Origin of the sequence: Streptomyces sp. NPDC048584 (assembly GCF_043199595.1) — a bacterium.
Lineage (GTDB): Bacteria > Actinomycetota > Actinomycetes > Streptomycetales > Streptomycetaceae > Streptomyces > Streptomyces edwardsiae.
Window position 1 is genome coordinate 618,728 of the sequence record NZ_JBICWF010000001.1, and the last position, 26,950, is coordinate 645,677.

The window sequence follows — 26,950 nt, forward strand, 5'->3', positions numbered from 1 at the left end:
CCCGCGCGGTGCGATGGGGGCTCGGATACGTCGTACGGAGGCAGGGATGGCCGTACAGGATTCGTTCAGTGTGTCGCTCTCCCCGGCCGAGCGGGCGGCGCGAGGGAAGTCCGCGCGCGACCGGGCGCCGCGTTCGTGCCACGGCCGGTTCGAGGCGGCCCGAGACAGGCCGGACCCGGTCGACGTGATCGAGCGGCAGTCGGCGACCCGGCTGCCGGAGCTGGTGCCGGTCCGCTACGGACGCATGCTGGAGTCGCCGTTCCGGTTCTACCGGGGCGCGGCGGCCATCATGGCGGCGGATCTCGGCGCGGCCCCGGACACGGGTCTGACCGTGCAGCTCTGCGGCGACGCCCATCTGCTGAACTTCCGCCTGCTGGCCTCCCCCGAACGCCATCTCGTCTTCGACATCAACGACTTCGACGAGACCCACCCCGGCCCCTTCGAATGGGACGTCAAGCGGCTCGCGGCGAGCTTCGCGATCGCCGGCCGGGCGAACGGCTTCCCGGTGGAGGAGCAGAACGGCGCGGTACGCGCGTGTGGGGCGGCGTACCGCGCGCGCATGCGGGAGTTCGCCCGGATGCGCGCCCTCGACATCTGGTACGCGCAGGACGACGCCGACCGGCTGCGGGAGCTGATGGCCTCCTCGATGGACCGCGAGGCCCGCCGCCGTACCGCCGAGGCGACGAAGCACGCGCGGACCCGGACCCATCTCCAGGCCTTCGCGAAACTCACCCGTGCCACGGCCCGGGGCCGGCGCATCGCCCCGGACCCGCCGCTGATCACACCCCTGGACGACCTGGTGGAGGACCCCTCCGCCGAGGGGGAGGCGCTGCGCGCGGTCCTGGACGGCTACGCGCGCTCCCTGCCGTCGGAGCGGCGGCATCTGCTGGGCCGCTACCACCTGGTCGACATCGCCCGGAAGGTGGTCGGCGTCGGCAGTGTCGGCACCCGTTGCTGGATCGTGCTGCTGCTCGGCCGGGACGACGACGATCCCCTGCTGCTGCAGGCCAAGGAGGCGCAGGAGTCGGTACTCGCCGCGCACACGGAGGGCGAGCGGTACGACAATCAGGGCCGCCGGGTCGTCGCGGGTCAGCGGCTGATCCAGACGACCAGCGACATCCTGCTCGGCTGGACCCACACCGTGGGCCTCGACGGCCGCCCCCGCGACTTCTATGTCCGGCAGCTGCGCGACTGGAAGGGCATCGCCCGCCCGGAGACCATGGACCCGGGCCTGCTGCGGCTGTTCGCACGGCTGTGCGGGGCGAGCCTGGCGCGGGCCCACGCCCGCTCCGGCGACCCGGTCGCCATCGCCGCGTATCTGGGCCGCAGCGACCGCTTCGAGCGGGCGCTCACCGGGTTCGCCCAGGACTACGCCGACCGCAACGAGCGGGACTTCGAGACGCTGGGCGAGGCCGTACGCTCCGGCAGGGTGCGCGCCGAGAGCCTGTGACGGGGAGGGCGCCCGCTATTCCGGTGCCTGGCGCAGTTCCAGGATGCGCAGGCCCAGCGACTGGCAGCGGGCGAGCAGTCCGTACAGATGAGCCTCATCGACGATGTGCCCGAACAGCAGGGTCTGGCCGGACATCGTCACATGGTCGAGTTCCGGAAACACCTTGATCAGCGGTTCCGAGAGCTGTCCGTCGACGCGGATCTCGTAGCGCATGTGCCGCTCCCCGGGTGGCCTGCCCGTACCCTGCGATCGTCCGCCGCCGGGCGGCGGCGCGGCTCACCCCGTAGAGGTGACCGGCTCACTTCTTCAGCCAGAGCTTGCAGGAGAGGATCACCAGGCCGAGGACGAGGTTCACGGCCGCCGAGAGCACGATCAGGCGGCGTCCGGCGCCCGCCCGGCGGGCCGCCGCCGCGGACCACCCCACCTGCCCGGCCACGGCGACGGACAGCGCGAACCACTGCGTGCTCTGCACCCCGAGCCCGAGCAGGGGGCTGACGGCCACGGCGGCCGCCGGCGGCACGGCGGCCTTGACGATCGTCCACTCCTCGCGGCAGGCCCTCAGCACGTCGTGCCGGTCGGGGGTGCGCCGCGCCAGCCGCGCCCCGAAGAGCTGCGCGTGCACATGCGCGATCCAGAACACCCCGCCGGTGAGCAACAGCAGCAGCACCATCTCCACCCGCGGGAACGAGCCGAGCGCACCCGCGCCCACGATCACCGAGGCCGCGAGCATGGACCCGTAGACGCCGCCGGTGTAGTCGGTGTGCGCCCGGCGTGCGGCGGCGTGCCCGGGGCCGCGCATCACGGCTTCCCCCGGCCGGGCTCTCGCCGCTCGGGCCCCGGGAGCCGGGGGGTGACGAGGAAGCTCGCGAGGGTGATGCCACCGGTGGCGAGGATCGCCGCCTTCAGCCCCTCGAGCTGAGCCGACGCGTACGAGTCCGTGACGGCGTCCACCTCGTCCGGCGGCAGCCCGGCGCGGGTGGCCGCCGCGCGCACCTGGTCGGTGGGGACGAAGGTGACCCCGGCCTCGAGGGCGACCCCGACCTGCTGCCGGGCCTGCTGCGACAGCCGGGGATCGTCCTCCACGTGCGCGGTGAAGGCGTGCGCCAGGGAGCCGATGAGCAGGGAGCCGATGAGCGCGGTGCCCAGGGCCGAGCCCAGGTTCTGCGCGGTGTACTGCAGCCCGCCCGCCTCACTGCGCTCGTCCTCGCCCGCCGCGGACTGGACGACGTTGCCCAGCTGTGAGGCGAACAGGCCCATGCCGACGCCGAGCAGGGCCATCGCCCCGGCGAAGCCGGCGTCGTCGATGACCGGGTCGATGGTGGCCAGCAGCCATACGACGGCGGCCGCCACGGTGACGAGGGCCAGCCGGACGACCCGCCGGGGTCCGGCCCCGCGCCCCAGCCGGGCCGCGCCCAGCGAGGTCACGAGCATCGTCGCGGACACCGGCAGCAGTCTGAGCCCCGTCTCGAAGGCGTTGAAGCCCTGCACGACCTGGAGGTACAGCGGGATGGTGAAGAACAGCCCGAGCAGGATCAGGTTCTGGCTCACCAGCGACATCAGACCGGAGCCGAGGGCGGGCCGGCGCAGCAGGGACAGGTGCACCAGCGGTTCGCCGCCGCGCTCGTCACGGCGCCGCTCCCAGTGGTGGAAGAGCGCGAGGAGCGCTACCCCGGCGGCGACCACGAACAGGGTCGGCGCGAATCCGAGGACGGTGAAAGGCGGATTGCGCGGCCGTACCCAGCCCCACGTGCCGCTCTGCAGCACCCCGAGCACCCCGAGGGCCAGGCCCGCGGCCGAGAGCACGGCGCCGACGCCGTCCAGCCGGGGGCGCGCCCCGGTCCTCGGCGCCTCGCTGATCACGCCGCGCAGGAGGAGCACGGCGAGGACCACCACGACCTCACCGACGAAGACGAGCCGCCAGGTGAGGTACGTCGTCACCCAGCCGCCCAGCAACGGGCCGACGGCGATCCCGGCACCGGCGAGGCCGCCCACGACGCCGTACGCGACGGCCCGGTCGCGCCCCTGGTAGGACTCGGCGACCAGGGCCGCCATGGCGGGCAGCACCAGGGCGGCGCCGAGTCCCTCGATGACCGACCAGCCGAGGACCAGCACCCACAGGGTGGGCGCGACCGCGGTCAGGGCCGAGCCGGTGGCGTAGACGGCGAGTCCGCCGAGGAAGACGCGCCGCCGTCCGAGGATGTCGCCCAGCCGCCCTCCGATGATCATGAAGGCGGCCATGACCAGCGCGTACAGGGTGATGACAGCCTGGATGGCGGTGACCTCGGTGTCGAAGTCGTCGACCAGTTGGCTGATGGAGACGTTCATGACGGATGTGTCGAGGACCATCAGGAACTGCGCGGTCCCGAGGACGATCAGCGCACGCCAGCGCGTCACCGGTGCTCCCTTCTCGCAGCGGGTGGAGTCTCACAGCAGGTCGAGTTCGCGGGCGCGGCGTACCGCCTCGTTGCGGCGGTTGACCGACAGCTTGCGGTAGACGCTCTTGAGGTGGGTCTTGACCGTGTTCACGGACACGTACAGGTCGGCGGCGATCTCCTCGGTGGACATGGTCAGGGCGAGGCGCCGCAGCACGTCGTGCTCGCGCCCGCTCAGCTCCTCGACGACCGGGGGCGGCGGCTGTGTGTGCGGGGTCGCGCCGGTGCCGGGCTCGAGCCAGCCGGCGGTCAGCCAGTGCAGGGACGCGGCCCCGAGGTGGGGCCGGATCCACGGACCGGCTTCGCGGAAGGGCCGGCGCAGCCGCTCCCGGCGGGCCTCCACCAGCGCCCGCGCCACCAGCCTGCGCGCGGCGACGGCGTCCCCCGCCGCGTCGGCGGCCTGCGCCCGCACGAGCGCGGCCCGTACGGCCACCGCGGGACCGGCGTGCCGCTCCGGGTGGGTACGGTCGAGCAGTCGTACGGCGTCGGCGGCCCGGCCGGTGGCGAGCCGGATCCGCGCGGCGCCCACCGCGCACGCCGGCTGCTCGTCGGGCACGTCGCGCAGCAGGCTCGCGGCCGTCTCCGTACGGCCCTCGGCGAGGTGTGCGGCGGCCGCGACGAGGGCGGTCTGCCCGCGCGCCCACGGCGATACGGCGGCGGCCGCCACCTGCGGTTCGACCGCCTTCAGCGCGGACCCCGGTTCGCCACGCGCCAGATGCAGACGCGCGGTGGTCAGGGCGCGTCCGGCCGCCAGTACGGGGTCCCGCATCGCCGGGTGCGCGTCGGCGGACGTGTCGAGCAGCGCCTGGGCCTGCCCCAGCTCGTCGCGGTCGATGGCGACGGCGGCCAGGACGAGCCGTTCGACACCGGAGCCGGACGGCCGGGGCAGCCCGAAGCGTTCCGTCTCGGCGAGGGCCGCGTGCGCCTTGCGTTCGGCCCTGCCGGGCCAGCCGTCGAGATGGTCGATGAGGGCGAGCCGGCCGAGCGAGTCCTCACGCGGGAGTGCGGTGGCGGCTTCCGGTGCGGAGTCCGCCACCGTGGACAGGGCGTCCCGCGCCTCCTCGAACCGCCCGGCCCACAGACGTGCGGAGCCCAGGTGGTCGAGGAGCAGGGCGGTGAGTTCGGGATGCCGTTCCAGCAGTTCGGCGGGGACCTCGTCCCGCAGTTCCTCGGCCTCCCGCGCGGCGTCCTCCGCCCGCTCCGACGCCCCGGACAGCCGGGCGGCCAGCGCCTCCAGCAGGGCGCAGCTCAGCCGGGCCGCCGCCGTGCCGTCGTACGCGGCCAGTTCGTGCCGCGCGCGGTGCAGATGGGTCAGCCCGTCGTCGATCTCGCTCCGGGCCAGCCGGCCGGCGGCCCGCACGAGCTCCGGGGCCGGACCCGCGCCCTCGCTCCCCATGCGGGCGAACAGTCCGGTCACGGCGTCGGAGCGCGGCCCGGTGAAGAACTGGCCGATGGCGAGGTCGTCGACGAGCGCGCCGGCGGTGAACTCCCAGTCCTCGGCGGCGGCCCCGTGCCCGAGCGCCTCCGGGAGGCGTCCGGAGCGGCGCAGCCAGTCGGCGGCCCGCCGATGCAGTTCGGGTTCCAGACCGGGCAGGCGCAGGCGCAGATGGGCGCGGAGGATCTCGGCGAACAGGGGGTGGAGGCGGTACAGGCCGTGTCCGAGGTGCTCGACGAAGGCGTTGTCGCGGCTCAGCCGTTCCAGGATGGGGGCCGCGTCGGTACGCCCGGTGAGGGCGTCCGCGAGATCGGGGCAGAAGCGGTCGAGCAGGCCGGCGCGCAGCAGGAGGTCCTGGGTCTCGGGGTTCTGCCGTTTGAGGACCTCCGCGAGCAGGAAGTCGGCGATGGTGCTGCGGTCGGCCTCGAACTCCTTCAGACAGGCCTCGGGGTCCGGGCTCTGCTCCGCCGCGAGCGCGGACAGCCGCAGCCCGGCGGCCCACCCGCGCGTGCGCTCCACCAGCGCGCCCACGGCGGCCGGGGCCAGCCGCAGCCCGTGCAGCTCCATCAGACGGGCCGCCTCGGGCGCGGTGAAGGCGAGCTCCGCGCCCCTGATCTCGGTGAGTTCTCCTGCGGCCCGGTAGCGGTGCAGGGGCAGCAGCGGCTCCGTACGGGTGACGAGGACCAGCCGCAGGCCCGGCCCGGCATGCCGCAGGACGAATTCCAGCTGCTCGGCGATCTCGGGGGCGGTGACCCGGTCGAACTCGTCGAGCACGACGACCACGGGCCCCTCCCGGACGCTCAGCTCGGCGGCGAGCCGGGACTGCAGCGCGGGGCTCACGCGGTTCGCGTCCGCCGGAGACCCGATGCCGGCGGGCAGCGGCACCCCGGCGGTGCGCAGCGCCCGCAGCAGGTACGCCCAGAACATGCCGGGCCCGTCCCCGGCGGCCTCGGTGGTGAGCCAGGCGACGGGCAGCCCGTCCAGCCGCTCCGCCCAGTCCGCGACGAGCAGGGTCTTCCCGGCGCCCGCGCTGCCGTTGACCATGGTCAGCGGGGTGCCCAGGGCCTCGTCGAGATGCCTGTTCAGCCGCTCGCGCCGCAGGTAGGTCACCGGGCGCGCGGGTACGGCGAACCGGGTCCGCAGGAACGGGTCCCCGCGGGGGTCGGCGAGGGGTTCCTCGGACGTACCATCCCCTTCGAGCACGGTCATGGCGCTCACCGCCCTGTTCGGCTGTGCCCCCTCCCAGCATCCCAGCACGGGGACCGGAGGGCGCGCTGTGCCGGGCCGCTCGGCTAGCGTCGCCGGTATGAGCAGTACTCCCGCCCTCGCCGAGGCGCTCGCGGACGGCACGGTCGTACTCGACGGAGGCATGTCCAACCAGCTCGCGTCGGCCGGCTACGACCTCGGTGACGAACTGTGGTCGGCGCGGCTGCTCGCCGAGGACCCGGAGGCGGTGACGGCGGCGCACCTCGCCTATTTCGAGGCGGGCGCGGACGTGGCGATCACGGCGAGCTACCAGGCGACGTTCGAGGGGTTCGCGCGGCGCGGCATCGGCCGGGAGGAGGCGGCGGGGCTGCTGGCGCTGAGCGTGGAGTGCGCGCGTTCCGCGATCCGGCGGATCGGTGCTTCCCGTCCCCTCTGGGTGGCGGCATCGGCTGGCCCGTACGGCGCGATGCTCGCGGACGGCTCGGAGTACCGGGGCCGGTACGGGCTGACCGTGCGGGAACTGGAACACTTCCACCGCCCACGCATGGAGGTGCTGGCGGCCGCCGCTCCGGACGTCCTGGCCCTGGAGACGATCCCCGACACGGACGAGGCGGAGGCCCTGCTGCGCGCGGTGCGCGGCCTGGGCGTACCGGCGTGGCTGTCGTACTCGGCGTCCGGCGACCGCACCCGCGCCGGCCAGCCGCTGGAGGAGGCCTTCGCCCTGGCGGCACGGGCGGACGAGGTGATCGCGGTCGGCGTCAACTGCTGCACCCCGGACGACGCCGACCACGCCGTCGCCCTCGCCGCCCGCGTCACCGGCAAGCCGGTCGTGGTCTACCCCAACAGCGGTGAGACCTGGGACGCGGGGGCGAGGGCGTGGACGGGCCGGCCGACGTTCAGCGCCGGGCGGGTGAGGGGCTGGCGTGCGTCGGGGGCGCGACTGATCGGGGGGTGCTGCCGGGTGGGCCCGGACGCGATCGCGTCGGTGGCGTCGGCGCTACGGGCGGCGCGATAGCGAACTCGCACCACACGACTTTCCCGGGGGCCCGCTCTCCTACGCCCCACATGTCCGCGAGCGCGCCCACGAGCAGCAGCCCGCGCCCGCTCTCGTCCGGCTCGTGATCCGGTACGGCGGGCGTGCCGCCCCCGCTGTCGTGCACCTCGACCCGCACACTCTCCGCATACGGCAGCAGCCTCAGCAGAAAGCCCCGGCCGGTCGGGACGCCGTGCAGCAGCGCGTTGGTCGCCAGTTCACTGACGCACAGCAGCACATCGTCGGTGCGCTCGTGCACGTCCCAGTCCTCCAGCGCCCGCCGCGCGAACGCCCGCGCGCCCGGCACGGACCGGCGTTCACGATGGAAGAACCGCTCACGTGGGAGGCTTCTGGTTCTGGGACGCGGGTGAAGTTTCTTGTTTCACGGTACGAGAGTCACGCTCCGTACCCATCATGGAACAGTCCGCGCTCCCGTACGCCTCGGCTGTACGCCTGCGCGACAGCGAACGCATGGGCACGAACGGGGAGTACGGCCTCATGGTCACCACCACACGGAGAAACGCCTCGGCGATGAAGATGGTGGGCGCGCTGCTCGCCCTCTACCGCCAGTCGGCCGGCCACACGCAACGCTCACTGGGCGAACGGTTCGTCATCAGCGAGCAGCAGATCGCGTCGATCGAACAGGGCAGACGCCCCCTGAAACCGGACCTCGCCGAACAACTCGACGAACTCCTCTGCACGAAGGGCGCGTTGTCGGTCGCGCTGAGCAGGATGCCGGAGGTGGATCTGATTCCGTTGTGGGCGGAGGAGTATCTGGACCGGGAGCGGGAGGCGATCGCGATCTCCGTCTACGACAGCTTGGCCGTACCAGGGCAGCTCCAGACGGAGGACTACGCGCGGGCGGTCTTTCACAGTCGCGTGCCGGTGTACGACGAGGGCGAGATCGAGCAACTCGTCGCTACGCGCATGCAGCGTCAGGAGATCCTCCACGGCAAGACACCACCCACCACCAGCTTCGTCATCTGGGAGGCCGCACTGAGGGATCGCCTCGGCGGAAAGGAGGTTTACCTCGATCAAGTGCGCAAACTTCGCGAGTGCGCGGACGTACCTGGCATCACCCTGCAAGTGCTGCCACTCGGGCGCACCTCGCACGCAGGGCTCGACGGACCCTTCGTCCTCCTGGAAACCCCCGACTACCAGCGGCTCGCGTACATGGAAACCCAGCGCGGCAGCCAACTCATCGCCGATCCCGATGGGGTGGGGATCCTGACCCAGAAGTATGCGATGCTGCGGACCCAGGCCCTCAACACCGAGGACACGAGGGCCCTACTGGACCGTCTCGGGGAGAAGCATGAGCGGCACCGAACTTGAATGGTTCAAGTCGAGCTACAGCGGCAGTGAAGGCGGCCAGTGCCTCGAAGTCGCCTACACCTGGCGCAAGTCGACGTACAGCGGCAGCGATGGCGGCAACTGCGTAGAGATGGCCCCCCACCCCACCGCCATCCACATCCGCGACTCCAAGACCCCGAACGCCCCCCACCTCACCGTCACCCCGAAGGCGTGGGCCGCCTTCCTCCCCGTACGGCCGAAGGCGGAGCGCTGACAAACGCCGCGGTGGCCGGCGTTGTCGAGCTGACGTACTACCCGGTCAAGGGGTGTGCCGGGACATCCGCTCGTGAGGTGATGCTCACGCCTGCCGGGCTCGCGTACGACCGGGTGTTCATGGTCGTCGGTGAGGACGGGGCGGGGCGGACACAGCGGCGGGATCCCCGGCTGGCGTCGGTGCGGCCCTGGGTCGGGGACGGTGGGGCGCGGCTCACCCTTCGTGCGCCCGGCGCCGAGGCGTTGGAGCTGCGGATCGACACCGTCTCCGCCCGGCGGAAGGTGGCGATGTTCGGGAACGTGCACCAAGGCATTGATCAGGGGGACGCCGTCGCCGGGTGGTTGTCCGAGGTGCTCCGTGCGCCCAGTCGGCTGGTGCGGGTGCCGCCCGAGCATGACCGGGTGACCGGCGGCCGGACGCCCGGCACCTCCGCCTACGCCGACAGTTGCGCCCTGCACGTGCTCTCAAGGGCCTCGCTCGATCTGCTCAACCGCGAGCTGGCCGGGCGCGGCCTCTCCCCGCTGCCGATGGACCGCTTCCGGCCCAACATCGTGATCGACGGCTGGGAGGAGCCCCACACCGAGGACCGCGCCCACCGCATCCGCGTCGGCGACACCGAGCTGGGCTACGCCAAGCTCGCCATCCGCTGTGCCGTCACCATGGTCGACCAGGGGACCGGGGCGAAGGCCGGCCCTGAGCCGTTGCGTACCCTCGCCGGATACCGGAGGGCCGCCGAGGGCGGTGTCGCCTTCGGGACGAAGTACGCCGTGGTCCGCGCCGGCAGGCTGGCCGTGGGGGACACCGTGACTGTCACCTCGTGGGGTCGGTCCGAGCTGTAGGGAAAGCTTTCCTCAGTCGTCCAGCTTGGCGCAGAGGGTGCTCACCTTGTCGTGGGCGGCGACCGCCTCGGCGCCCTTCACCTTGAAGGTCTGCAGCAGTCGCATGGCCTTCAGCATCGCCTTGTCCAAAGCCTCGTAGCGGTCGTCGACTACAGCCGCGGAGTGGGCCAGGGCCGAGGCGCCGCCGACGCGGTTCCAGTAGGCCTCGGAGACCTTGTCGTCGTCGCCGTACACCTTGTCCAGCGCCGGGACCCTTTCCCATACCTGGCACGCGCCCGCCGCGTCGGCCGCCGCGTCGTCGAGGCCGGTCCCGGAGGCCGCGCTGTCCGGGCCGGACCACAGCAGCCAGCCCACGCCGATACCCGCACCGGCGGCGACGACGGCGGCCACCGACGGCACGATCCACCGGGAACGGACACGGCCTCCGGCGGAAGGCACCGGCGGGGTGGCGGGAGGAGGCGGTATGGGTGCGGGGGCAGTCATCGAACGGAGTCCTTCGGCATAGGCGTACGGGCCGGCGGCCTGGGCGGCCGGGAACCGACCCAGTGAACCACCTCCCTCACCGGCCGCGGAGCCGGATGTCGATCCTCCCGACGTCGGTGCGCGGGTTCAGCCGTACACCACCGACCACGGACGCGGGGTGTCGTCGGGTGGGTGGGTGGTGTCCGCGCGCCGTGAGGTGGCGGTGTGGTGGCGGGCCAGGACGTCGGCGGCGAGTTCGGCGAAGCGGCGGGCGGCCGGGTGGGCACCGCGGCCGGTGGGCCAGGCACCGCCGATGCGCAGGGTGAGAGGGCGGCCCGCCAAAGGGCGCCAGGCGACGCGGGGTTCCTTGCGGGCCGCCGGTCCCTGATCGAAGGCGACTCCGTGTCCTGCCGTCACAAGGGCGAGCAGGAACTCGGAGTTGGAGGCGTGGCGGAGGCGGCCGGGGACGAAGCCTTCCGCGCGGCACGCGTCGAGGATGCGGTCGTGCCAGCCGGGTGCGTGTGCGCGAGGGAAGAGCACCAGGTCGTGGCCGGAGAGGTCGCCGAGCGTCACCTCCGGCAGCCGGGCCAGTGGTGAGGTGCGGGGGAGGACGACACCCAGGTCCAGTGAGACGTCGGGGCCGAGCCGTAGTTCGGTGGCGTCGACGGGGTGGTGCACCAGTCCGACGTCCAGGCCGCCGGAGGCCAGCAGCCGCAGTTGCTCCGCGGTGGTGACCTCCTGGAGGTCGACGGAGAGCTCCGGGGCGTGTTCCGCGCATGTGGAGAGCAGCGCGGACAGTACGGCGGCCGTGGTGTCGGGCGGCACGCCCGCGCGCAGCACGCCGAGGCCGCCGTCGGCGGCGCGACGGGCCAGGGTGCGCAGCCTCTTCTCCCGGGCGAGGAGCTCGTGGGCCTCTTCCAGCAGCGCCGCACCGGCGGCGCTGAGCCGGACGCCCCGCTGCGAGCGGTCGAAGAGTTCGGTGCCGAGTTCCCTCTCCAGCCGGCGGATCGCCTGGCTGAGCGGTGGCTGGGCCATGCCCAGTCGCCCGGCGGCCCGGCTGAAGTGCAGCTCGTCGGCGACGGTGACGAAGAAACGCAGGTGGCGCAAGAGATCCACAATCAATGATCCTATGCCGAAGCGGCCTTGAGATGGATGGACCGGTCGGCCGATGACGGGGAACGTCGATACCCGGGAATGAGCAGCGATGAGCACGCGAACAGCGACCGAGGACCGGATCAGGCAGGTCTTCGCCGAGGCGGGCGCCAGGGGGCAGTTGCACGCTGTTCCCGTCCGGGCGGACATGTCGCCCGCCGGCGGGACCGACGGCGGGCGGGAGGCCCGTGAAGTCGCCGTGGGCGCCGACGACGCCGTCGTCATCGCCTCGATCTTCAAGATACTGCTGGTGCTGGAGTTCGCCCGCCAGGTCGTGGCCGGCCAGCTCGATCCGCGGGAGCGGGTGCGGGTGACCTCGGCCGACCGGCTCGGCGGCTGGGGCACCGCCGGCTGCCTGGACGATGTCGAGCTGTCGCTGCGCGATCTGGCGTACTTCGCGATGTCGGTCAGCGACAACTCGGCTGCCGATCTGCTGCTGGGCCGGGTCGGCCTGGACACCGTGGGACTGCTCGCGAAGGAACTCGGCCTGGACCGGACACGCGTCGTGGGCGGCCCCCGGGAGCTGCTGGATTCGATGCTCGCGGAGGTCGGGGCACGCGACGAGAGGGAGTTCGCCGAGCGCTACCCGGCCCTGCCCGACGAGAGGAAGAGAGCGCTGGCGGTGCTGGACCCCCACCACACCACGGCCAGTACGCCCCGCGAGATCACCCGGCTGCTCCGACTCGTCTGGACCGATGCCGCCGGTCCGCCGGAAGCCTGTGCGCTCGTGCGCGATCTGATGGGCAGGCAGGTCTTCCGCCACCGGCTGGTGTCGGGTTTCCCGGACGACGTCGCGGTCGCGGCCAAGACCGGCACCCTGCCCGGGCTTCATATGGAGGCGGGCGTCGCCCGTTACCCGGACGGCGAGCGCTACGCGATCGCCGTGTTCGCGCGCACGCACGATCTGACCGCCTCCCGTGCCACGGTGGACGCCGCGATCGGCCGGGCCGCCGGAATGGCGGCCGCCTTCCTCCACGGCGACGGCCGCTGACCGGGGCACATATGCGTTCGCGTATCGGACGTGCCCGACTCCGGTCTTGGACACGGGACTTCGCCCCTTGATCTGCTGACGCCATGACCCACGACACACACGCCTCGGGCGGACCAGACGTCTCCTCCGGCCGCCGGTTCGGCCGCCGTACGGTGCTGCGGGGCGCCGCGCTCGGCGCGGCGTCCCCGCTGATCCCGGCCACGGCCGCCACGGCCGCCACCGCGTCCGCGAGCACCGGCCGCGGCGGGACCACTCCTTCCGTCTCGTTCCGCTGGCTCGGCACCGCGGGCTGGCGCATCGACGTGGACGGCCACACCGTGCTCTTCGACCCCTACCTCACCCGCTTCCGGACCGGCCTGTTCGACGACGGCCTCGACTCGGAGACCGAGCTGAAAACGGATCCCGTCGTCGTGGACGCGCACATCGGCCGTCCCGAAGTGGTGCTGGTGAGCCACTCCCACTGGGACCACCTCGGTGACGTGCCGTACATCGCCAAGACCACCGGCGCCCGCGTCATCGGCACCGAGACCACGTATCACCTGCTGGTCGCCCTCGGAGTCGACTCGGGACAGATCTCCGTGGTGAAGGGCGGCGAGGTACTCGACATCGGCGCGCTCACCGTCGAGGTCGTACCCAGTCTGCACAGCCGTAACAAGAAGTGCGCCTACTTCGCCCCGGGCACGCTGAACGCCCCGCCGGCGAAGGTTCCCAGCACCATCTCGGACCTTCCCGAGGGCGACACCCTGGCCTTCCGGGTCACGGCCGGAAAGCACGGCCCGTCGGCGTTCCTGATGGGGGCCAGCGACTTCTCCGAGCGGGCCGTGCGGGGACTGCGCCCCGACCTCGCGATGGTCGCCGTACCCACCGCCACCAGCACCACCCACGACTACGTGTCCCGGCTGCTGAGCGCCCTGGACGCTCCCGATGTGGTCGTCCCCGTCCACTGGGACAACTTCGAGCTGCCGTTGAAGGGGTCCCCGGTCATCGACCCGGCGATGGACCTCGACGCCTTCCTCACCCAGGTCCGGAAGGCGTCTCCGGCGTCACGGATCGTCGTCCCGGACTACCGCACCGTGTACGACGGCGCCATGCGGCCCACGAACCGGTAGGCGAACCCGGCCGGGCCGTACGGAGCCTTGGGCCCGGCCGGGTCCGTTCTCGTGCGGTCCGAAGGACCGAGCCTGAGCTCTGGGAGCGGCCCACCCGCGGGGTGTCTACGCTGGGGCCTCAGGTGAGCGAAGGGAGGCCGTGGTGGCCACGACGACGGCGGCCGAGGTGATGGCCGAGCTGGCCGCGCTGGAGGACCCGAGGATCCGCGCGGTGAACGAGAAGCACGGTGACGATCACGGTGTGAACCTCGGCAAACTGCGCGCGATCGCGAAGCGGCTCAAGACGCAGCAGGAGCTGGCGGGCGAGCTGTGGCGGACGGGCGACGGCGCGGCCAGGCTGCTCGCGCTGCTGATCTGCCGGCCGAAGGCCTTCGAACGCGACGAGCTGGACGCCATGCTGCGCGAGGCGCGCACTCCCAAGGTGCACGACTGGCTCGTCGGCTACGTGGTGAAGAAGAGCCCGCACGCGGAGGAGCTGCGCACGGCCTGGTTCGCCGATCCGGATCCGGTGGTCGCGAGTGCCGGGTGGGCGCTGACCACCGAACGGGTCGCCAAGCGGCCCGAAGGGCTCGACCTGGAGCGGCTGCTCGACATCATCGAGGCCGGGATGAAGGGCGCCCCGGACCGGCTGCAGTGGGCGATGAACCACTGCCTCGCCCAGATCGGGATCGAGCACCCCGAACTCCGTGCCCGCGCGCTCGGCATCGGCGAGCGGCTGGAGGTCCTCAAGGACTATCCGACCTCCCCCGGCTGCACGTCCCCGTTCGCACCCGTCTGGATCAACGAGATGGTGAGCCGGCAGAACTCCTAGGCCCTGTCGTCACATTCCCGCCTGCCGCGCGACGCCATGCGCGCTCCCCCGCTGCCTCAAGGGCGCGGGGTGCCCCGACTCGCCGCACCGGGCCCTGAGCATCCGGTACGAGGCACTGCCCCAGCCTTCGGCCGGGGGGACCTCCGGAACACGCACCTGACGCCGCGCGGCCGGCCCGCCCCACGGGCGGACGCCGGGAATGTGACGACAGGACCTGGCGCTCAGTGCCGGCGCAGTGCGCCGCCGCGGCGCAAGCGGCCTACCACCGAGCGGAGTTCGGGGGCCGTGTCCGAGGCGGTGGGTGTGGTCCACAACGCCAGTTCCCGGTCCCGGGGGCCGAGTTCGACGTGCGGGGCTCCGTCGCCGTAGATCTGCACCGGGTGGTGGGGGCCCCAGCGGTCCCAGCCCGGCGCGCCGTCGGTGACGAAGCGTACCCACGCTCCGTGCATCGCGTCGGCCAGGTCCTGCGGGGCGCCCTCGCCCGCGAGTTTGCGGGCGTCGGGCTCGTCGCCGCTGTCGAAGACGAAGCCGAGTTCCAGCGCGTGGCAGGCGCCCATGCCGGGGCGGCGGGAGGGCCAGGCGAACTCGTAGACGTACGACGGGTCCCGGCGGCCGTCGGCGAGGCGGTGCAGCGGATTGCGGAGCAGGTGGTCGGTGACGAGCTGGCCGACGAGTTCGGCGGTGCCGGCGTCGGGGTTCAACGCACGGTATCCGCGCGGGACTTCGCTGCCGCAGCGGCAGCGGGCCATCGCGCCGGCGAGGGCGACCGCGCCGAGGCGGTCGACGCGTTCGACCAGGCCGCCGGGGACGAGCCAGAGGCGGTACTCGTCGCGGGTCCAGCCGGTCAGCAGGTCGACGCCGGGGGCCGCGCCGTCGATCAGGGCGTCCAGCGGGTCGCGCGGGACCAGATCACCGTCGACGACGACGCCGAACGCCGGACCGCCGAGGATCGGGCTGCTGAGGCGCCCGATATCGGCCTGGACGCGCAGGAGTTGGTCACGGTCGGCGGCGGCGAACGCCTCGGCGGTTGCGGGGATCCTCAGCCGGCCCGCCATACGGCGCACCACGCGCCGTACCTTGTCGCGGTCGGTGGTCTCCGGCGCGCCGCTCTGCAGGACCGCCCGCCGGACCAGTCCCCGCGTCTGCGGGGCGGCGACGAGCGCGCCCGCGCTGATCGCTCCCGCGGACTGGCCGCCGAGGGTGACGCGGTCCGGGTCGCCGCCGAAGGCCCCGATCGACTCGTGGACCCAGCGGAGCGCGGCGAGCTGGTCGCGCAGGCCGGGGTTGGCGGGGGCGTCCGGGAAGAGGCCGTAGCCCTCGACGCCGAGACGGTAGTTCACGGACACGAACACCACGCCGTCACGGGCGAAGGTGCTGCCGTCGTAGACGGGGACCCCCGAGGAACCCCTGGTCAGGGCGCCTCCGTGCAGCCACACGAGGACGGGGAGACGGGCGCCGGGGGCGGGGTCCGGGGTCCAGACGTTGAGGTTGAGACAGTCGTCGCCGGGGACGGCCGGGTCGGCGAGGTACTGCGCGAAGGCCTCGGAGTACGGGGGCTTCGGGGCCGTGGGGCCGAACGCGGCGGCCTCGCGTACGCCCTCCCAGGGCGTCGGCGGGAGCGGTGGGCGGAAGCGGTTCGCGCCGAAGGGGGGTGCCGCGTAGGGGATACCCCGGAAGACGGCCACCTCTCGTTCCCAGCGGCCGCGCACCGCCCCGTACGGGGTTCTGATCAGGGGGTTCGCTCGGTCTGCCGTCATGTGCCCACCAGCCCTTCACCGCGCCGCGCCGCGTCACGCACCGGCCTGACCCGCCGGTGACACAAGAGCGCCACGGAGCCCGTCGGTATTCCTGGGTACGCGTGAGAGTTCTTCCCGCGAAGGGGTGCCGGACCTACAGTAGGAAGCGCTTTCTATCCGGAGAGGTGGGTGCTCGATGGTCCGTGCGGGGAGTGCGGGGAGTGCGGGGAGTGCGGGGAGTGCCGGCGTGACGGCCGGGCCGACGCTGGCGGTGGTGGCCCGGGAAGCGGGGGTGTCCGTGCCGACCGCGTCCAAGGTGGTCAACGGCCGTGAGGACGTGGCCCCGGAGACCCGCCGCCGTGTCACCGAGGCACTCGACCGGCTCGGCTACATCAGGAGACCGCGGTTCGACGGCGGGAGGGCGCCGCGCCTGGTGGACCTCGTCGTGCGCTCGCTGGAGACCTCCGGGGCGGGCTCGGTGCTGCACGGCGCGGAGGACGCGGCGCACGACGCGGGGCTCGAGCTCGTCGTCTCGGCGGCCCTGACGCGGGACCGGCCGGAGGCCTCGGGGCGGGGCTGGCTGGACAAGCTCGTGCTGCGGGGGTCGTGGGGGGTGCTGTTCCACCTCGCCGAGCTGAGCGATCCCCAGTACGCCTGGCTGCGGCAGCACCGCATCCCCTTCGTGATGATCGACCCGGTGCTCGAACCGCCCGCGGGCGTCGTCTCGGTGGGCGCGGCGAACTGGCAGGGCGGGGTGACGGCGACCGAGCATCTGCTGGCCCTCGGCCACGAGCGCGTCGCGGTCGTGGCCGGGCACCGGCACTCGCTGTGCGCCGACGCCCGGATCGCCGGCTACCGGTCGGCGCTGGCGGCGGCGGGCGTACGGCACCGGCCGGAGTACGTCCGGCACGCCGGGGCCGGTGAAAGTGCGGCCGGCCGCCGGATGCGCGAACTCCTAGAGCTGCCGGAGCCGCCCACGGCCGTCTTCGCCGGCTCGGACCGGATGGCACTCGGTGTCTACGAGGCCCTGGCCGAGCGGAAGTTGCGCGTTCCGGACGACATGAGCGTCGTCGGCTTCGGCGATCTGCCCGAGGCCCGCTGGCTCACCCCGGCCCTCACCACGGTCCGCCAGCCGCTCTCCGAGATGGCGGCGACGGCCCTGCGGCTGCTACTGCGCATGATGGACGGCCACCGCCCGGAGAGCACCCGCACCGAGCTGTCCACCCGGCTCGTGGCACGTGCCAGCACGGCACCGCCCCGGGACGTGTCCCGTCCTCCAGGGGAGGTGCGATAGCACAACGAAGCGCCGTTAAGGATCAGTTCGTACGGTAGTCAACCGCACGGGTGACACTCCCCGGTATGTCACCTTGTGCGCCCCTAAGCTGCGCGCGTGACCAACGACGTGTCGAGCGCCACAGTGAGTCCCTCGACGGGCGCCGATCCCCCGGGCGACGACGGTCCTCGTCCCTCGTGGCCGCGGCGTGCGGCGCTGCGGGTCCGCGACGCCGCCGCGGGTGCGTGGGTGATCACCTTCCTGCTGCTGGCCGACCTCGTGACCGTTCTCGGAGCGGGTGCCGTCTGGCTGACGCTCGGCGGGGACGCCACTCTGGTCGGGGTGACGGCCGCGGCTCTGCTGGCGTTCGCCGCCGCGATGCTGCCGCTGATCGGACGCCGGGGCCCCGACGGGCAGGCACCACTGTGGCCGCCGTTCGTCCTCATGGTGATTCCGCTGGCCGTCCTGGCCGTGGGACTGCCGGCCTGGGGCACCTGGGCGTTCCTGGACAGCCGCCCCGTGGATGTGGCGAGCCGCGTCGAGCTCGACACCGCCGCTCCCCTGGTGCACGACGACACCGTCCACGCCTCCCTGCACACCGACGACCCGAAGCCCCGGCTCACCATCACCTTCGACGTCACCCCGCACGACCCCGCCGCCCCGGTGTGCGTGCCCGGCACCGAGCTGACCGTGACCTCCTCGGCCGGCGCCGGGAAGGACCAGGTGCGGACGGGCGCCCCCGGCACGGAGTTCGCCTTCACCCTGGGGCGTGGGGTGACCGAGGTCGAACTGACCGTCCTGCTCGACGCCGAGCAGGGCTGCGAAGTGGACCTGTCCGTCGCCTCCGCGTACCTGGATGACTAGGAAAAGAGCCAGTGACAGCCAAGACGCACGCCCCGCGCCGCCCGCACTCCCTCCGCTCCCCCGGTCACCGGTGCGCGCGGCTCACGGCGGCCGCCGCCCTGCTGTTCACCGTCGCGGCCTGCGGGTGGACGGCGGACGGGGCGGACCAGGAGTCCTCCCTCACCGGCACCGTCTACATCGGCGGCAAGACCGACCAGCCGGGGTTCAACCTGCACAGCGAGCACACCGACCGCGGTTTCGAGCCGGACCTGGCCGCCTATCTCGGCAAGCGGCTCGGCTTCACTCCGAGATGGCACGACGTGGTGTCCGCCAAACGCGAGCAGGAGCTCGTCGAGAAGTCGTCGGCGCTGGTCATCGGCACCTACTCGATCACCCCGTCGCGGGACAGGCAAGTGGACTTCGTGGGACCGTACTTCGTCACCAAGCAGGCGTTCCTGGTCCGCGCGGACTACGACGGCATCACGACCGAGAAGGACGTCGGGGACAAGGTGATCTGTACGGTCGAGGGCTCGACGGCGCTCCGTGCCGCACTGCCCGGCGGCGCGACCCGACACACCGAGAGCGACTACTCGACGTGTGTGCGCAAGGTCCAACAGGGCGATGTCGACGCCGTGTTCACCGATGAGGCGCTGCTCCACGGTTATGTGGAACAGCAGAAGAACAGCCCCACGCCCGTCAAGGTCGTGCCCGACGTGTCGTTCGGCAGCATCAACCGGTACGGCATCGCGCTGCCGGAGGGCCGCCGGGGCGACTGCGACAAGCTGCGGGACGCCCTGCGCCGCTACATCACCGACGAGTGGGCCAGCGATGTGAAGGCCCAGCTGCCCGCCCTGGTCGCCGCCTACCCCGGTGACTGGGAGAACCGCTTCCGTCCCGAGCCGCAGGACGTGAACACGTACTCCTCCTGCAAGGAGTGATCAACGGACGGTGGTGGCCCAGGTGATGCCGCCGAGCAGATGGGCGCGGAAGTCCGGGTCGTCGTAGGCCTCGGCGGCATGGCCGAGGGCGGTGTAGAAGACACGGCCCTCGCCCTGCTCCCTGCACCAGGCGAGCGGGTGGTCGGCGCCCATGCCGCCGCCCTCGTACGACGTCTCGTCGACGGAGACCAACACCCGTACCGACGCACGTGGGTTGGTGCGGAAGTCGTACCACTCGTCGGTGAACTCCCAGACGGCGGGCAGGTGTCCGGTCGCCGGGTGATCGTGGTCCTCGGTCAGGACGCGGCCCGGCTGGAAGGCGGGGTGCTTGTCGAAGCGGGCGCCGAGGAGTTCGCCGTAGTACGGCCAGTCGTACTCGGTGCAGGCGGCCGCGTGTACGCCCACGAATCCGCCGCCCGACTCGACGTACGCCGCGAGCCGTTCCCGTCCCGCCGGGGTGAGGACCTCGCCGCTGGTGGAGAGGAAGACGACGCCGGCGTACGCGTCGAGCGGTGCCTCGAAGGCGGCCGGGTCCTCGGTGGCGTCGACGGTGAAGTCACCGAGGGTACGCAGGGCGGCGACCGCGGCGGGGATGGAGTCGTGGCGGTAGGCGGTGGTGCGGGTGTACACGAGAAGCGCGGTAGCGGACATGGGGCCGAGCCTATGCGGCGGGCGCCGGAAACCCGATGCCGGGCAGGCGGGCCGGTCCTCCAGAATGTACGGATGATCGGCAACCGGATCACCTCTCGCATGGCGGACGGCATACGCGTCCCCGGAACCTGGCGGCACGCCTTCATCCGCAACGGCGACTACCACCTCACCGACCTGTTCATCTACGCGGACGGGCTCATCGACTGCTGGGGACTGGTCACCCTGGAGGAGTTCGAGGAGAAGCTGCGCAGCGGCTGGGTCGCGACCGAACTCCCGGACGGCGCACGGGCGTCCGCCTTCGCACTGGCCCAGTGGAAGTTCACCGAACCGCGGACCTGGCTCACCCCCGAGTTCCTGGTCGCCGAGATACGGGACACGATCGACCAGCTCAACAGGCGTCCGGACTCCACGGACCGCTGTCTCGCGGCGGTCGACGTGTTCCTGGCCGACCGCACCGAGGAGAACCGGGAGACGGCCCGCGAGGCGTACTTCGCCATTCCCGAGACCCAGCGGCACTACGCGCTGGGCGACATGGACCACAAGGACTGGCCGTTGCAGGTCCTGGTGACCGGTCCCGGCGGGGCCGCCGACCGCCGTCCGGACGAGGAGATCACGCAGGAGGACTACGACTGGGCGCTCTCCTACTTCGAGGAGCGGGCCGAGTGGAGGGCGAAGGCGCCTTCGCGCGTCCCGGCCGACGGTCCGGCGACCGGCGTCGCCCCCGCGATCCACCTCTACGAGAGCTACCCGCTCAAGCCGTCCGACGATCCGGGCACGCGGGCACTGCGCAACGAGTACCCGGCGCCCGTCGAGGCCGACGGCGTCACCTACCCGACCGTCGCCCACGCCTACTGGGCGCTCTCCGTCGCCGACCCCGCGCTGCGGGAGGAGATCGCGGGCGCCGACAACACGTTCCATGCCCGGAACCTGGCCGCAGGCGCCGAGCGGAGCGAGGACTGGGAGCGACGGCGGACCGCCGTCATGGCGTCGCTGCTGCGCGCCAAGTTCACCCGGCATCCGTCGCCGGCCCGGGCCCTGCTCGACACCGGGGACGCGACGATCGTCTACGACGACTCCGACTCGGCGTTCTGGGGCGACCGCGGTGGCCGGGGCCGCAACTGGACCGGCCGGCTGCTCGAGCTGGTCCGGTCCGAGCTCGCGTGTCCGATTCCTTCAAGACCGGCGTAGGGGCCCGGCCCTACGGTGGCCGTATGAGTGCACGATTCGATGCCATCGGGCTGGTCGTCTCCGACATGACCGCCGCTGTCCGGTTCTACCGGCGACTCGGGTTCGCCATCCCGGAAGGGGCCGAGACGGAAGGACACGTGGAAGCCGAACTGCCGGGCGGGCTGCGGCTGTTGCTCGACACGGAGGAGGTGGTCCGGTCCTTCCACCCGTCCTGGGAACCGCCGTCGGGCGGGGGCCGGACGTCACTGGCGCTGCGGTGTGACAGCCCCGGGGAGGTCGACTCGCTGTTCGCGGAGCTGACCGGCGCGGGGAGCGGGTTCGAGCTCAAGCCGTGGGACGCGGTGTGGGGACAGCGGTATGCGGTGCTCCTGGACCCGGACGGGAACGGGGTGGATCTGTTCGCGCCGCTAGCCGCTGGTCAGTAGGGCGGTCAGGGGCAGGCCCGTCAGGTCCCGGATGTCGCGGGAAAGGTGGGCCTGGTCCGCGTAGCCGGTCCTGGTGGCCGTTTCCGCGAACGGGACGCCCGCGCGGGCGAGGGTGAGGGCGCGGCGCATGCGGAGGATACGGGCGAGTGTCTTGGGGCCGTAGCCGAAGGCGGTGAGGGAGCGGCGGTGGAGTTGGCGGGGGCTGAGGTTGAGGTCGTCGGCGGTCACCGCGACGGGGCGGCCCGCGTCGAGGGCTGCCACGAGATGGGCGAGCAGGGGGTCGGGTGGGGGTGTTTCCGCCGCTCGGTGCAGGGCGAGGTTCTCCAGGGCTTGGGCGGGGTCGTGTGCGGCGCTCACCCGGGCGGTGAGGTGGCGTACGGCCGTCTGTGGCCAGAGGTCGGCCAGGGGGACCCGGCGGTCGCGTAGTTCGTGGGCGGGGATGCCGAGGAGGGCGGGGGCGGTGCCGGGGTGGAAGCGGATGCCGGCCCATGTACGGGGGGTGGCTTCGGTGAGGTGGGCGTGGGTGTCGGGGCCGGCCACCAGGAGGTGACCTTCGGTCCATAGGAGGTCCATGCAGCCGTCCGGGAGTACGCGGGTGCTGCCGCCGTCGGCGGGGGTGTTGGTCCATACGACCGCGCCCGGCAGTCGTGAGGGCCGCTCGGTGTACACGGGGCCAGGGTACGTCGGGGGGTGTTCATTCGCCCCCGCCGCCCCTTCCCGTCCCCGTCCCCGTCCCCCGGTGGCGCTGCCCCCGGGCCCCCGCTCCTCAAACGCCGGAGAGGCTGACTTACTTCCCCTCCTCCTTCGGCCCCTCCCCGTTCCGCGGGTGCGGGGACTTCGTGTGGGTGCGCAGGCGTGCCGTGACGTCCTCCGGAGGGAGGAAGCGGGACCACCGTTCCGGAAACTCCGACGGCATATCGGGATCGGCCTCACCGGCCGCGGAGGTGCGGGCCACGTACTCCGCCACCTGCGCCTGCCGCAAGCGCTCGTTCGCCTCCCGCGCCGCAGCCGTCGCAGCGGCCGGCCACACCCGGTCGATCGCCGCGTTCACCGCCGCCCCCACCAGCACGGCGAACGCCGACACACCGATCCACAGCAGCACGGCGACCGGCGCCGCGAGCGAGCCGTAGATCGTCGGCCCCTCGACCGTGTTCGTCAGATACAGCCGCAGGAGGAAACTGCCCAGCACCCACATCGCGAGCGCCACCAGCGCACCGGGAACGTCCTCGATCCACGGCGACCGCACCGGCACTGACACGTGGTACAGCGTCGTCAGGAACGCGACCGACAGCACGATCACGACCGGCCAGTACAGAATCTGCACGAGCGTCGTCGACCACGGCACCACCCGGACCACCGCGTCCGGCCCCGCCACCATCAGCGGCAGCGCGATCGAGCCGATCACCAGCGCCACGATGAACAGCAGGAACGCCAGCAGCCGCGTCTTGACGATGCCCCGGACGCCGTCGAGGCCGTACATGACGGTGATGGTCTCGATGAAGACGTTCACCGCGCGGGAGCCCGACCACACGGCGATCAGGAAGCCGAGGGAGATCACATCGGGTCTGCCCCCTTTGGTGACGTCCCGCAGGATCGGCTCCGCGATCTCCGTCACGCCCCGGTCGGACAGCACCGTCTGCGAGGCGTCCAGGAGGTTGCGCTGCAGGCTCTGGATGGTGTCGGCGCCGGTCCAGGCGTCGACGTAGCCGAGCAGGCCGATCATGCTGAGCAGCAGCGGGGGCACCGACAGCAGCGTGAAGAACGCCGCCTCGGCCGCCAGACCCAGGATGCGGTACTCCATGCACGAGTTGACGGTGTCTTTCAGCAGCAGCCAGGCGGTCCTGCGCTTGGAGACGTTCCGGTACAGGGCCCGGGCGCGGTGGAGGCGGCCGGAGGGCTCGTCGGGGGATTCACTTGCTGGCTGCACGACCTAAAGGTATCCGTCGTAGCAGGTGGCACTCACCCACAGGCCGGATCGACGGGTGAGGCCGGCGTACGGCGGGGTACGTTCGTGGACATGGCAGGCACCACGCACACCGTGACCAATCAGGCTCCCCCACTGGTGCAGTACGACGTCTTCCGCGCCGACCGGGTTCTGGTGGAGGCGGTCGAGCGGCATCTGGACCCGGACGTGCTGGACGAGGGCCTCTCCGAACTCTCGGGGCTGGGTCTGACCGCCGGGTCCGCGCAGGTGCAGGAGTGGGGGGTGCTGGCCAACGGGAATCCCCCGGCGCTGCGCACCCACGACCGCTACGGTCACCGGATCGACGAGGTCGACTTCCATCCGTCCTGGCACCGACTGCTCGGCAAGGGCGTCTCGGCGGGGCTGACGGCGGCCTGGGACCGGCCGGGCGGGCATGTGCGGCGGGCGGCGGCGTTCCTGGTGTGGACGCAGGTCGAGGCGGGCAACTGCTGTCCGCTGTCGATGACCCACGCGGCGGTCCCCGCGCTGCGTACCGATCCGGCGCTGGCCGCGGAGTGGGAGCCCCGGCTGACGTCGATGGTCTACGACCGTGCGCTGCGGCCGGCCGGGCAGAAGCCCGGTGCCCTGTTCGGGATGGGCATGACGGAGAAGCAGGGCGGCAGCGACGTACGGGCGAACACGACGGCGGCGCGGCCGCTGGCGGAGGACGGCGCGTACGAGCTGACCGGGCACAAGTGGTTCTGCTCCGCGCCGATGTCCGACGCCTTCCTGGTGCTGGCGCAGGCGCCCGGGGGCCTGACGTGTTTCCTGGTGCCGCGCGTGCTGGAGGACGGCACGCGCAACGTGTTCCTGATCCAGCGGCTCAAGGACAAGCTGGGCAACCGGTCCAACGCCTCCGCCGAGGTCGAGTTCGCCGGGACGTGGGCGCGCCGGGTCGGGGAGGAAGGGCGCGGGGTGTCCGCCATCATCGGGATGGTGGCGGCGACCCGGCTGGACTGTGTGCTGGGCTCGGCGGGGCTGATGCGGCAGGCCGTGGCGCAGGCGGTGCACCACAGCTCGTACCGGGAGGCGTTCGGCGGGAAGCTCGTCGACAAGCCGCTGATGCGGAACGTACTGGCCGATCTGGCGCTCGAGTCGGAGGCGGCCACCACGCTGGCACTGCGGCTGGCGGCGGCGTACGACGACGGCGGCGAGGGCGAGCGGGCGCTGCTGCGGATCGCCGTGCCGGCGGCGAAGTACTGGGTGACCAAGCGGTGCGCCCCGCTCGCGGTGGAGGCGGCGGAGTGCCTGGGCGGCAACGGGTACGTCGAGGAGTCGGGGATGCCCCGGCTGGTACGGGAGTCCCCGCTGAACTCCATCTGGGAGGGCGCGGGAAACGTCCAGGCGCTGGATGTGCTCCGGGCCCTGCGCCGGGAGCCGGCGGCCCTGGACGCCTATCTCCGGGAGGTCGGCCGGGCGCGCGGCGCGGATCACCGCCTGGACGCGGCGATCAAGAACCTCCTGACGGACCTGGCCGACCTGGACGCCGTGGAGGGCCGGGCCCGCCGCCTGGCCGAACGCCTGACCCTGATCCTCCAGGCCTCCCTACTGGTCCGCCACGCCCCACCCGAGGTGGCCGACACCTTCTGTGCCTCCCGCCTCTCCCCCGACGCGGGCACGACCTTCGGCACCCTCCCCCACACCCTGAACCTGAAGTCCCTGGTCACCAGAGCCCACCCGACCGCCTAGGTACACAAGAAACCGCGCACGGCGGCAAAGGAAGGGCCGACCCCTCCCACACACGGCCACACCCACCCCCGCAGGGGCGCGGGGAACCGCGCACGGTGGCAGAGGAGGGGGCGAGCCCTCCAACACAGGCCCACACCCACCCCCTCATCAGGGGCGCGGGGAACTGCGCGACCAGCCACCGACGGCCGGCAGCCGCCGACGCACCCAAAGCCGCACCCCGCACCGCGCCCCAAAAAACAAACCGCGGGGGTGGTGCTGCGCCGACACGGCACCACCCCCGCGTAACTCAATCTTCAAACACCCGCCCGCACCGATCCAGAGTTGCAAGGGGTTGCAACTTCCCGGCACCGCCCCGTACTGAGCCCCAACGCCGTGGGCAGACGGCAGTATGGCTCCGACAGCTTTCTCCCGGGAGGACCGGTGGCGCTCTCGCCGATGGACGTGCCGCATCTGACCGCCGTGGACACCACGCGCGCGGCGCGGGTGCTCGACGAGGTCCGCTCCGCCGCGCTCGCCGGGCAGCGCACCCCGGTGGCGCCCCGCCCGGTGATCGGTCAGTCCTGGCAGCGGATGCTGCGAGGCGGCGTGGACCCGGACCACGGCGTCCGCAGCGGACTGCTCACCCACGAGGAGGTGCAGCGGCGACGCGAGTCGTCGGCGCTGCGGCATGTGCTGCCGATACTGCGCGAGGGCCTGCTGTCCGTCGCGGACGTCGCCCACCACATCATGGTGGTGGCCGACGAGGACGGCCGGCTGCTGTGGCGGGAGGGCAGCGCACCGGTGCTGCGCAAGGCCGACGGCATCGGCTTCGAGGTCGGCGCCGACTGGCGTGAGGAGGTGGTCGGCACCAACGGGGTGGGCACCCCGGCGGTGACGGGCCGGCCCGTACAGGTGTTCGCGGCCGAGCACTTCGTACGGTCGCACGCCGCGTGGACGTGCGCCGGGGCGCCGATCAGGGATCCGCGGGACGGGCGGCTGATCGGCGTGGTCGATGTGAGCGGCCCGCTGGAGACGATGCACCCGGCCACACTGGCGTGGGTCGACTCGGTGGCCAAGCTCGCCGAGGCGCGGCTGCGGGAGACGCACGTACGGTCCCTGGAGCGGCTGCGCGCGGTGGCGGCGCCGGTGCTGGCCAGGACCGGCGGGCGGGCGCTGGTGGTGGACCGGCAGGGGTGGACGGCGGCGGTGACCGGGATGCCGTACACGGAGCGGCTGACGCTGCCCGCGTCGGTGTCGGCGGGGATGCGGTGGCTGCCGGCGCTGGGCCGCTGCTCGCTGGAGCCGCTGGCCGGGGGCTGGCTGGTGCGGGCGGCCGACGGGCCGGTGACACGTGCCGCGACCCGGATCGGGCTGGACCTCAGGGCGTCCCGCCGCTGGTCGGTGACGGCGTCCGGCGGGGCGGGCTCCTGGACCAGGGAACTGAGCCCCCGGCACGCCGAGTTGCTGTATCTGCTGGCCGTGCACCGCGCGGGGCGCAGCGCCGCGGACCTGGCCGGGGACGTGTTCGGCGACCCGGCCCGTACGGTGACGGTCCGCGCGGAACTGTCCCGCGTACGCCGCTATCTGGGCGCACTCCTGGATCACCGCCCCTACCGGTTCACGGAGACCGCCGAAGTGGAACTCCTGCTTCCGGACGACCCCCACGACCTGTTCCCGTACTCCACGGCACCGTTCCTGCGTCCCCGGCGGCAGCCGGTACGGGGCTGCTGACCGGCGTCCGTCAAGGCCGCCCGGAGTCGTACAGACGTACCCGGAGGCAC

26 protein-coding genes are annotated in these 26,950 nt (G+C 72.7%); 15 read left to right on the top strand and 11 right to left on the bottom strand.

Features of this window, described 5'->3' with window-relative positions:
- Positions 1–46: 46 nt before the first annotated feature.
- Positions 47–1,450, top strand: coding sequence for a DUF2252 domain-containing protein (locus tag ACGFR9_RS02620; RefSeq protein WP_393202189.1), 1,404 nt, complete (start codon positions 47–49; stop codon positions 1,448–1,450).
- A gap of 15 nt (positions 1,451–1,465) precedes the next feature.
- Here the strand turns inward: ACGFR9_RS02620 and ACGFR9_RS02625 are convergent, their stop codons facing one another.
- The 4 genes from ACGFR9_RS02625 to ACGFR9_RS02640 form a co-directional block, all read right to left on the bottom strand.
- Positions 1,466–1,663 carry a hypothetical protein gene (locus ACGFR9_RS02625; protein ID WP_393202191.1) on the bottom strand — a complete coding sequence of 66 codons (198 nt, stop codon included), beginning with the start codon at positions 1,661–1,663 and terminating at the stop codon, positions 1,466–1,468.
- An 85-nt stretch (positions 1,664–1,748) separates the two neighbouring features.
- A complete protein-coding gene (locus ACGFR9_RS02630) occupies positions 1,749–2,249 on the bottom strand; it encodes a hypothetical protein (protein ID WP_393202193.1) in 501 nt (166 codons plus the stop codon).
- Positions 2,249–3,844 (bottom strand): MFS transporter, encoded by a 1,596-nt coding sequence (locus ACGFR9_RS02635; RefSeq protein WP_393202195.1) that lies wholly within the window; start codon positions 3,842–3,844, stop codon positions 2,249–2,251. The genes ACGFR9_RS02630 and ACGFR9_RS02635 overlap by 1 nt, the downstream gene beginning before the upstream one ends.
- 30 nt (positions 3,845–3,874) lie before the next feature.
- Positions 3,875–6,526 carry a LuxR C-terminal-related transcriptional regulator gene (locus ACGFR9_RS02640; protein ID WP_393202197.1) on the bottom strand — a complete coding sequence of 884 codons (2,652 nt, stop codon included), beginning with the start codon at positions 6,524–6,526 and terminating at the stop codon, positions 3,875–3,877.
- Positions 6,527–6,623: 97 nt separating this feature from the next.
- On the opposite strand from ACGFR9_RS02640, the gene mmuM reads away from it, so the two are divergent.
- Positions 6,624–7,538 carry a homocysteine S-methyltransferase gene (gene mmuM / locus ACGFR9_RS02645; RefSeq protein ID WP_393202199.1) on the top strand — a complete coding sequence of 305 codons (915 nt, stop codon included), beginning with the start codon at positions 6,624–6,626 and terminating at the stop codon, positions 7,536–7,538.
- Here mmuM and ACGFR9_RS02650 read toward each other — a convergent pair.
- Positions 7,420–7,863, bottom strand: coding sequence for an ATP-binding protein (locus ACGFR9_RS02650; protein ID WP_393202201.1), 444 nt, complete (start codon positions 7,861–7,863; stop codon positions 7,420–7,422). The two genes, mmuM and ACGFR9_RS02650, sit on opposite strands and share 119 nt — an antisense overlap.
- Before the next feature lie 107 nt (positions 7,864–7,970).
- On the opposite strand from ACGFR9_RS02650, the gene ACGFR9_RS02655 reads away from it, so the two are divergent.
- The 3 genes from ACGFR9_RS02655 to ACGFR9_RS02665 are packed head-to-tail and all read left to right on the top strand — an operon-like array spanning position 7,971 to position 9,959.
- Positions 7,971–8,888: a helix-turn-helix domain-containing protein gene (locus tag ACGFR9_RS02655; RefSeq protein WP_393202203.1), complete on the top strand. Its 918-nt coding sequence runs from the start codon at positions 7,971–7,973 to the stop codon at positions 8,886–8,888.
- Complete coding sequence (locus ACGFR9_RS02660) at positions 8,869–9,120, top strand: DUF397 domain-containing protein (RefSeq protein ID WP_393202205.1); 252 nt, start codon at positions 8,869–8,871, stop codon at positions 9,118–9,120. Before ACGFR9_RS02655 ends, ACGFR9_RS02660 begins: the two co-directional genes overlap by 20 nt.
- Positions 9,121–9,131: 11 nt before the next feature.
- A complete protein-coding gene (locus tag ACGFR9_RS02665) occupies positions 9,132–9,959 on the top strand; it encodes an MOSC domain-containing protein (RefSeq protein WP_393202207.1) in 828 nt (275 codons plus the stop codon).
- A 12-nt stretch (positions 9,960–9,971) separates the two neighbouring features.
- On the opposite strand, the gene ACGFR9_RS02670 is transcribed toward ACGFR9_RS02665, so the two are convergent.
- On the bottom strand, positions 9,972–10,349 hold the full coding sequence (locus ACGFR9_RS02670) for a hypothetical protein (protein WP_393202209.1): 378 nt from the start codon (positions 10,347–10,349) through the stop codon (positions 9,972–9,974).
- 219 nt (positions 10,350–10,568) lie between these two features.
- Positions 10,569–11,528 carry a LysR family transcriptional regulator gene (locus ACGFR9_RS02675; RefSeq protein WP_393202211.1) on the bottom strand — a complete coding sequence of 320 codons (960 nt, stop codon included), beginning with the start codon at positions 11,526–11,528 and terminating at the stop codon, positions 10,569–10,571.
- 97 nt (positions 11,529–11,625) lie between these two features.
- Here ACGFR9_RS02675 and ACGFR9_RS02680 point away from each other — a divergent pair, with 97 nt between their 5' ends.
- The 3 genes from ACGFR9_RS02680 to ACGFR9_RS02690 all read left to right on the top strand — a co-directional run bounded on the left by ACGFR9_RS02680 (position 11,626) and on the right by ACGFR9_RS02690 (position 14,484).
- Entirely contained in the window at positions 11,626–12,564 is a 939-nt protein-coding gene (locus ACGFR9_RS02680) for a serine hydrolase (RefSeq protein WP_393202213.1), read from the top strand.
- Between the two features lie 83 nt (positions 12,565–12,647).
- Positions 12,648–13,673 (top strand): MBL fold metallo-hydrolase, encoded by a 1,026-nt coding sequence (locus tag ACGFR9_RS02685; protein WP_393202215.1) that lies wholly within the window; start codon positions 12,648–12,650, stop codon positions 13,671–13,673.
- 169 nt (positions 13,674–13,842) lie between these two features.
- Complete coding sequence (locus ACGFR9_RS02690) at positions 13,843–14,484, top strand: DNA alkylation repair protein (RefSeq protein ID WP_393202760.1); 642 nt, start codon at positions 13,843–13,845, stop codon at positions 14,482–14,484.
- A 221-nt stretch (positions 14,485–14,705) separates the two neighbouring features.
- On the opposite strand, the gene ACGFR9_RS02695 is transcribed toward ACGFR9_RS02690, so the two are convergent.
- Positions 14,706–16,241, bottom strand: coding sequence for a carboxylesterase/lipase family protein (locus ACGFR9_RS02695; RefSeq protein WP_393202217.1), 1,536 nt, complete (start codon positions 16,239–16,241; stop codon positions 14,706–14,708).
- A gap of 175 nt (positions 16,242–16,416) precedes the next feature.
- Between ACGFR9_RS02695 and ACGFR9_RS02700 the strand changes: the two genes are divergently transcribed.
- The 3 genes from ACGFR9_RS02700 to ACGFR9_RS02710 all read left to right on the top strand — a co-directional run bounded on the left by ACGFR9_RS02700 (position 16,417) and on the right by ACGFR9_RS02710 (position 19,274).
- Complete coding sequence (locus ACGFR9_RS02700) at positions 16,417–17,514, top strand: LacI family DNA-binding transcriptional regulator (RefSeq protein ID WP_393202219.1); 1,098 nt, start codon at positions 16,417–16,419, stop codon at positions 17,512–17,514.
- Between the two features lie 96 nt (positions 17,515–17,610).
- Complete coding sequence (locus ACGFR9_RS02705) at positions 17,611–18,357, top strand: hypothetical protein (RefSeq protein ID WP_393202221.1); 747 nt, start codon at positions 17,611–17,613, stop codon at positions 18,355–18,357.
- Positions 18,358–18,368: 11 nt separating this feature from the next.
- The gene (locus tag ACGFR9_RS02710; RefSeq protein WP_393202223.1) at positions 18,369–19,274 is read left to right on the top strand and encodes a transporter substrate-binding domain-containing protein; all 906 of its coding nucleotides are present in this window, start codon (positions 18,369–18,371) and stop codon (positions 19,272–19,274) included.
- On the opposite strand, the gene ACGFR9_RS02715 is transcribed toward ACGFR9_RS02710, so the two are convergent.
- Positions 19,275–19,925, bottom strand: a complete 651-nt coding sequence (locus ACGFR9_RS02715; RefSeq protein ID WP_393202225.1) for a ThuA domain-containing protein — start codon at positions 19,923–19,925, stop codon at positions 19,275–19,277.
- A gap of 72 nt (positions 19,926–19,997) precedes the next feature.
- On the opposite strand from ACGFR9_RS02715, the gene ACGFR9_RS02720 reads away from it, so the two are divergent.
- Both ACGFR9_RS02720 and ACGFR9_RS02725 read left to right on the top strand, forming a co-directional pair.
- A complete protein-coding gene (locus tag ACGFR9_RS02720; protein ID WP_393202227.1) occupies positions 19,998–21,113 on the top strand; it encodes an NADAR family protein in 1,116 nt (371 codons plus the stop codon).
- 23 nt (positions 21,114–21,136) lie between these two features.
- A complete protein-coding gene (locus tag ACGFR9_RS02725; protein ID WP_393202229.1) occupies positions 21,137–21,538 on the top strand; it encodes a VOC family protein in 402 nt (133 codons plus the stop codon).
- Here the strand turns inward: ACGFR9_RS02725 and ACGFR9_RS02730 are convergent.
- Complete coding sequence (locus ACGFR9_RS02730; protein WP_393202231.1) at positions 21,521–22,207, bottom strand: helix-turn-helix domain-containing protein; 687 nt, start codon at positions 22,205–22,207, stop codon at positions 21,521–21,523. The genes ACGFR9_RS02725 and ACGFR9_RS02730 overlap by 18 nt on opposite strands.
- Before the next feature lie 118 nt (positions 22,208–22,325).
- Complete coding sequence (locus ACGFR9_RS02735; RefSeq protein ID WP_393202233.1) at positions 22,326–23,465, bottom strand: YihY/virulence factor BrkB family protein; 1,140 nt, start codon at positions 23,463–23,465, stop codon at positions 22,326–22,328.
- A gap of 90 nt (positions 23,466–23,555) precedes the next feature.
- On the opposite strand from ACGFR9_RS02735, the gene ACGFR9_RS02740 reads away from it, so the two are divergent.
- Both ACGFR9_RS02740 and ACGFR9_RS02745 read left to right on the top strand, forming a co-directional pair.
- A complete protein-coding gene (locus ACGFR9_RS02740; RefSeq protein ID WP_393202235.1) occupies positions 23,556–25,190 on the top strand; it encodes an acyl-CoA dehydrogenase family protein in 1,635 nt (544 codons plus the stop codon).
- Between the two features lie 435 nt (positions 25,191–25,625).
- Positions 25,626–26,900, top strand: a complete 1,275-nt coding sequence (locus tag ACGFR9_RS02745) for a GAF domain-containing protein (RefSeq protein WP_393202762.1) — start codon at positions 25,626–25,628, stop codon at positions 26,898–26,900.
- Positions 26,901–26,950 lie beyond the last annotated feature (50 nt).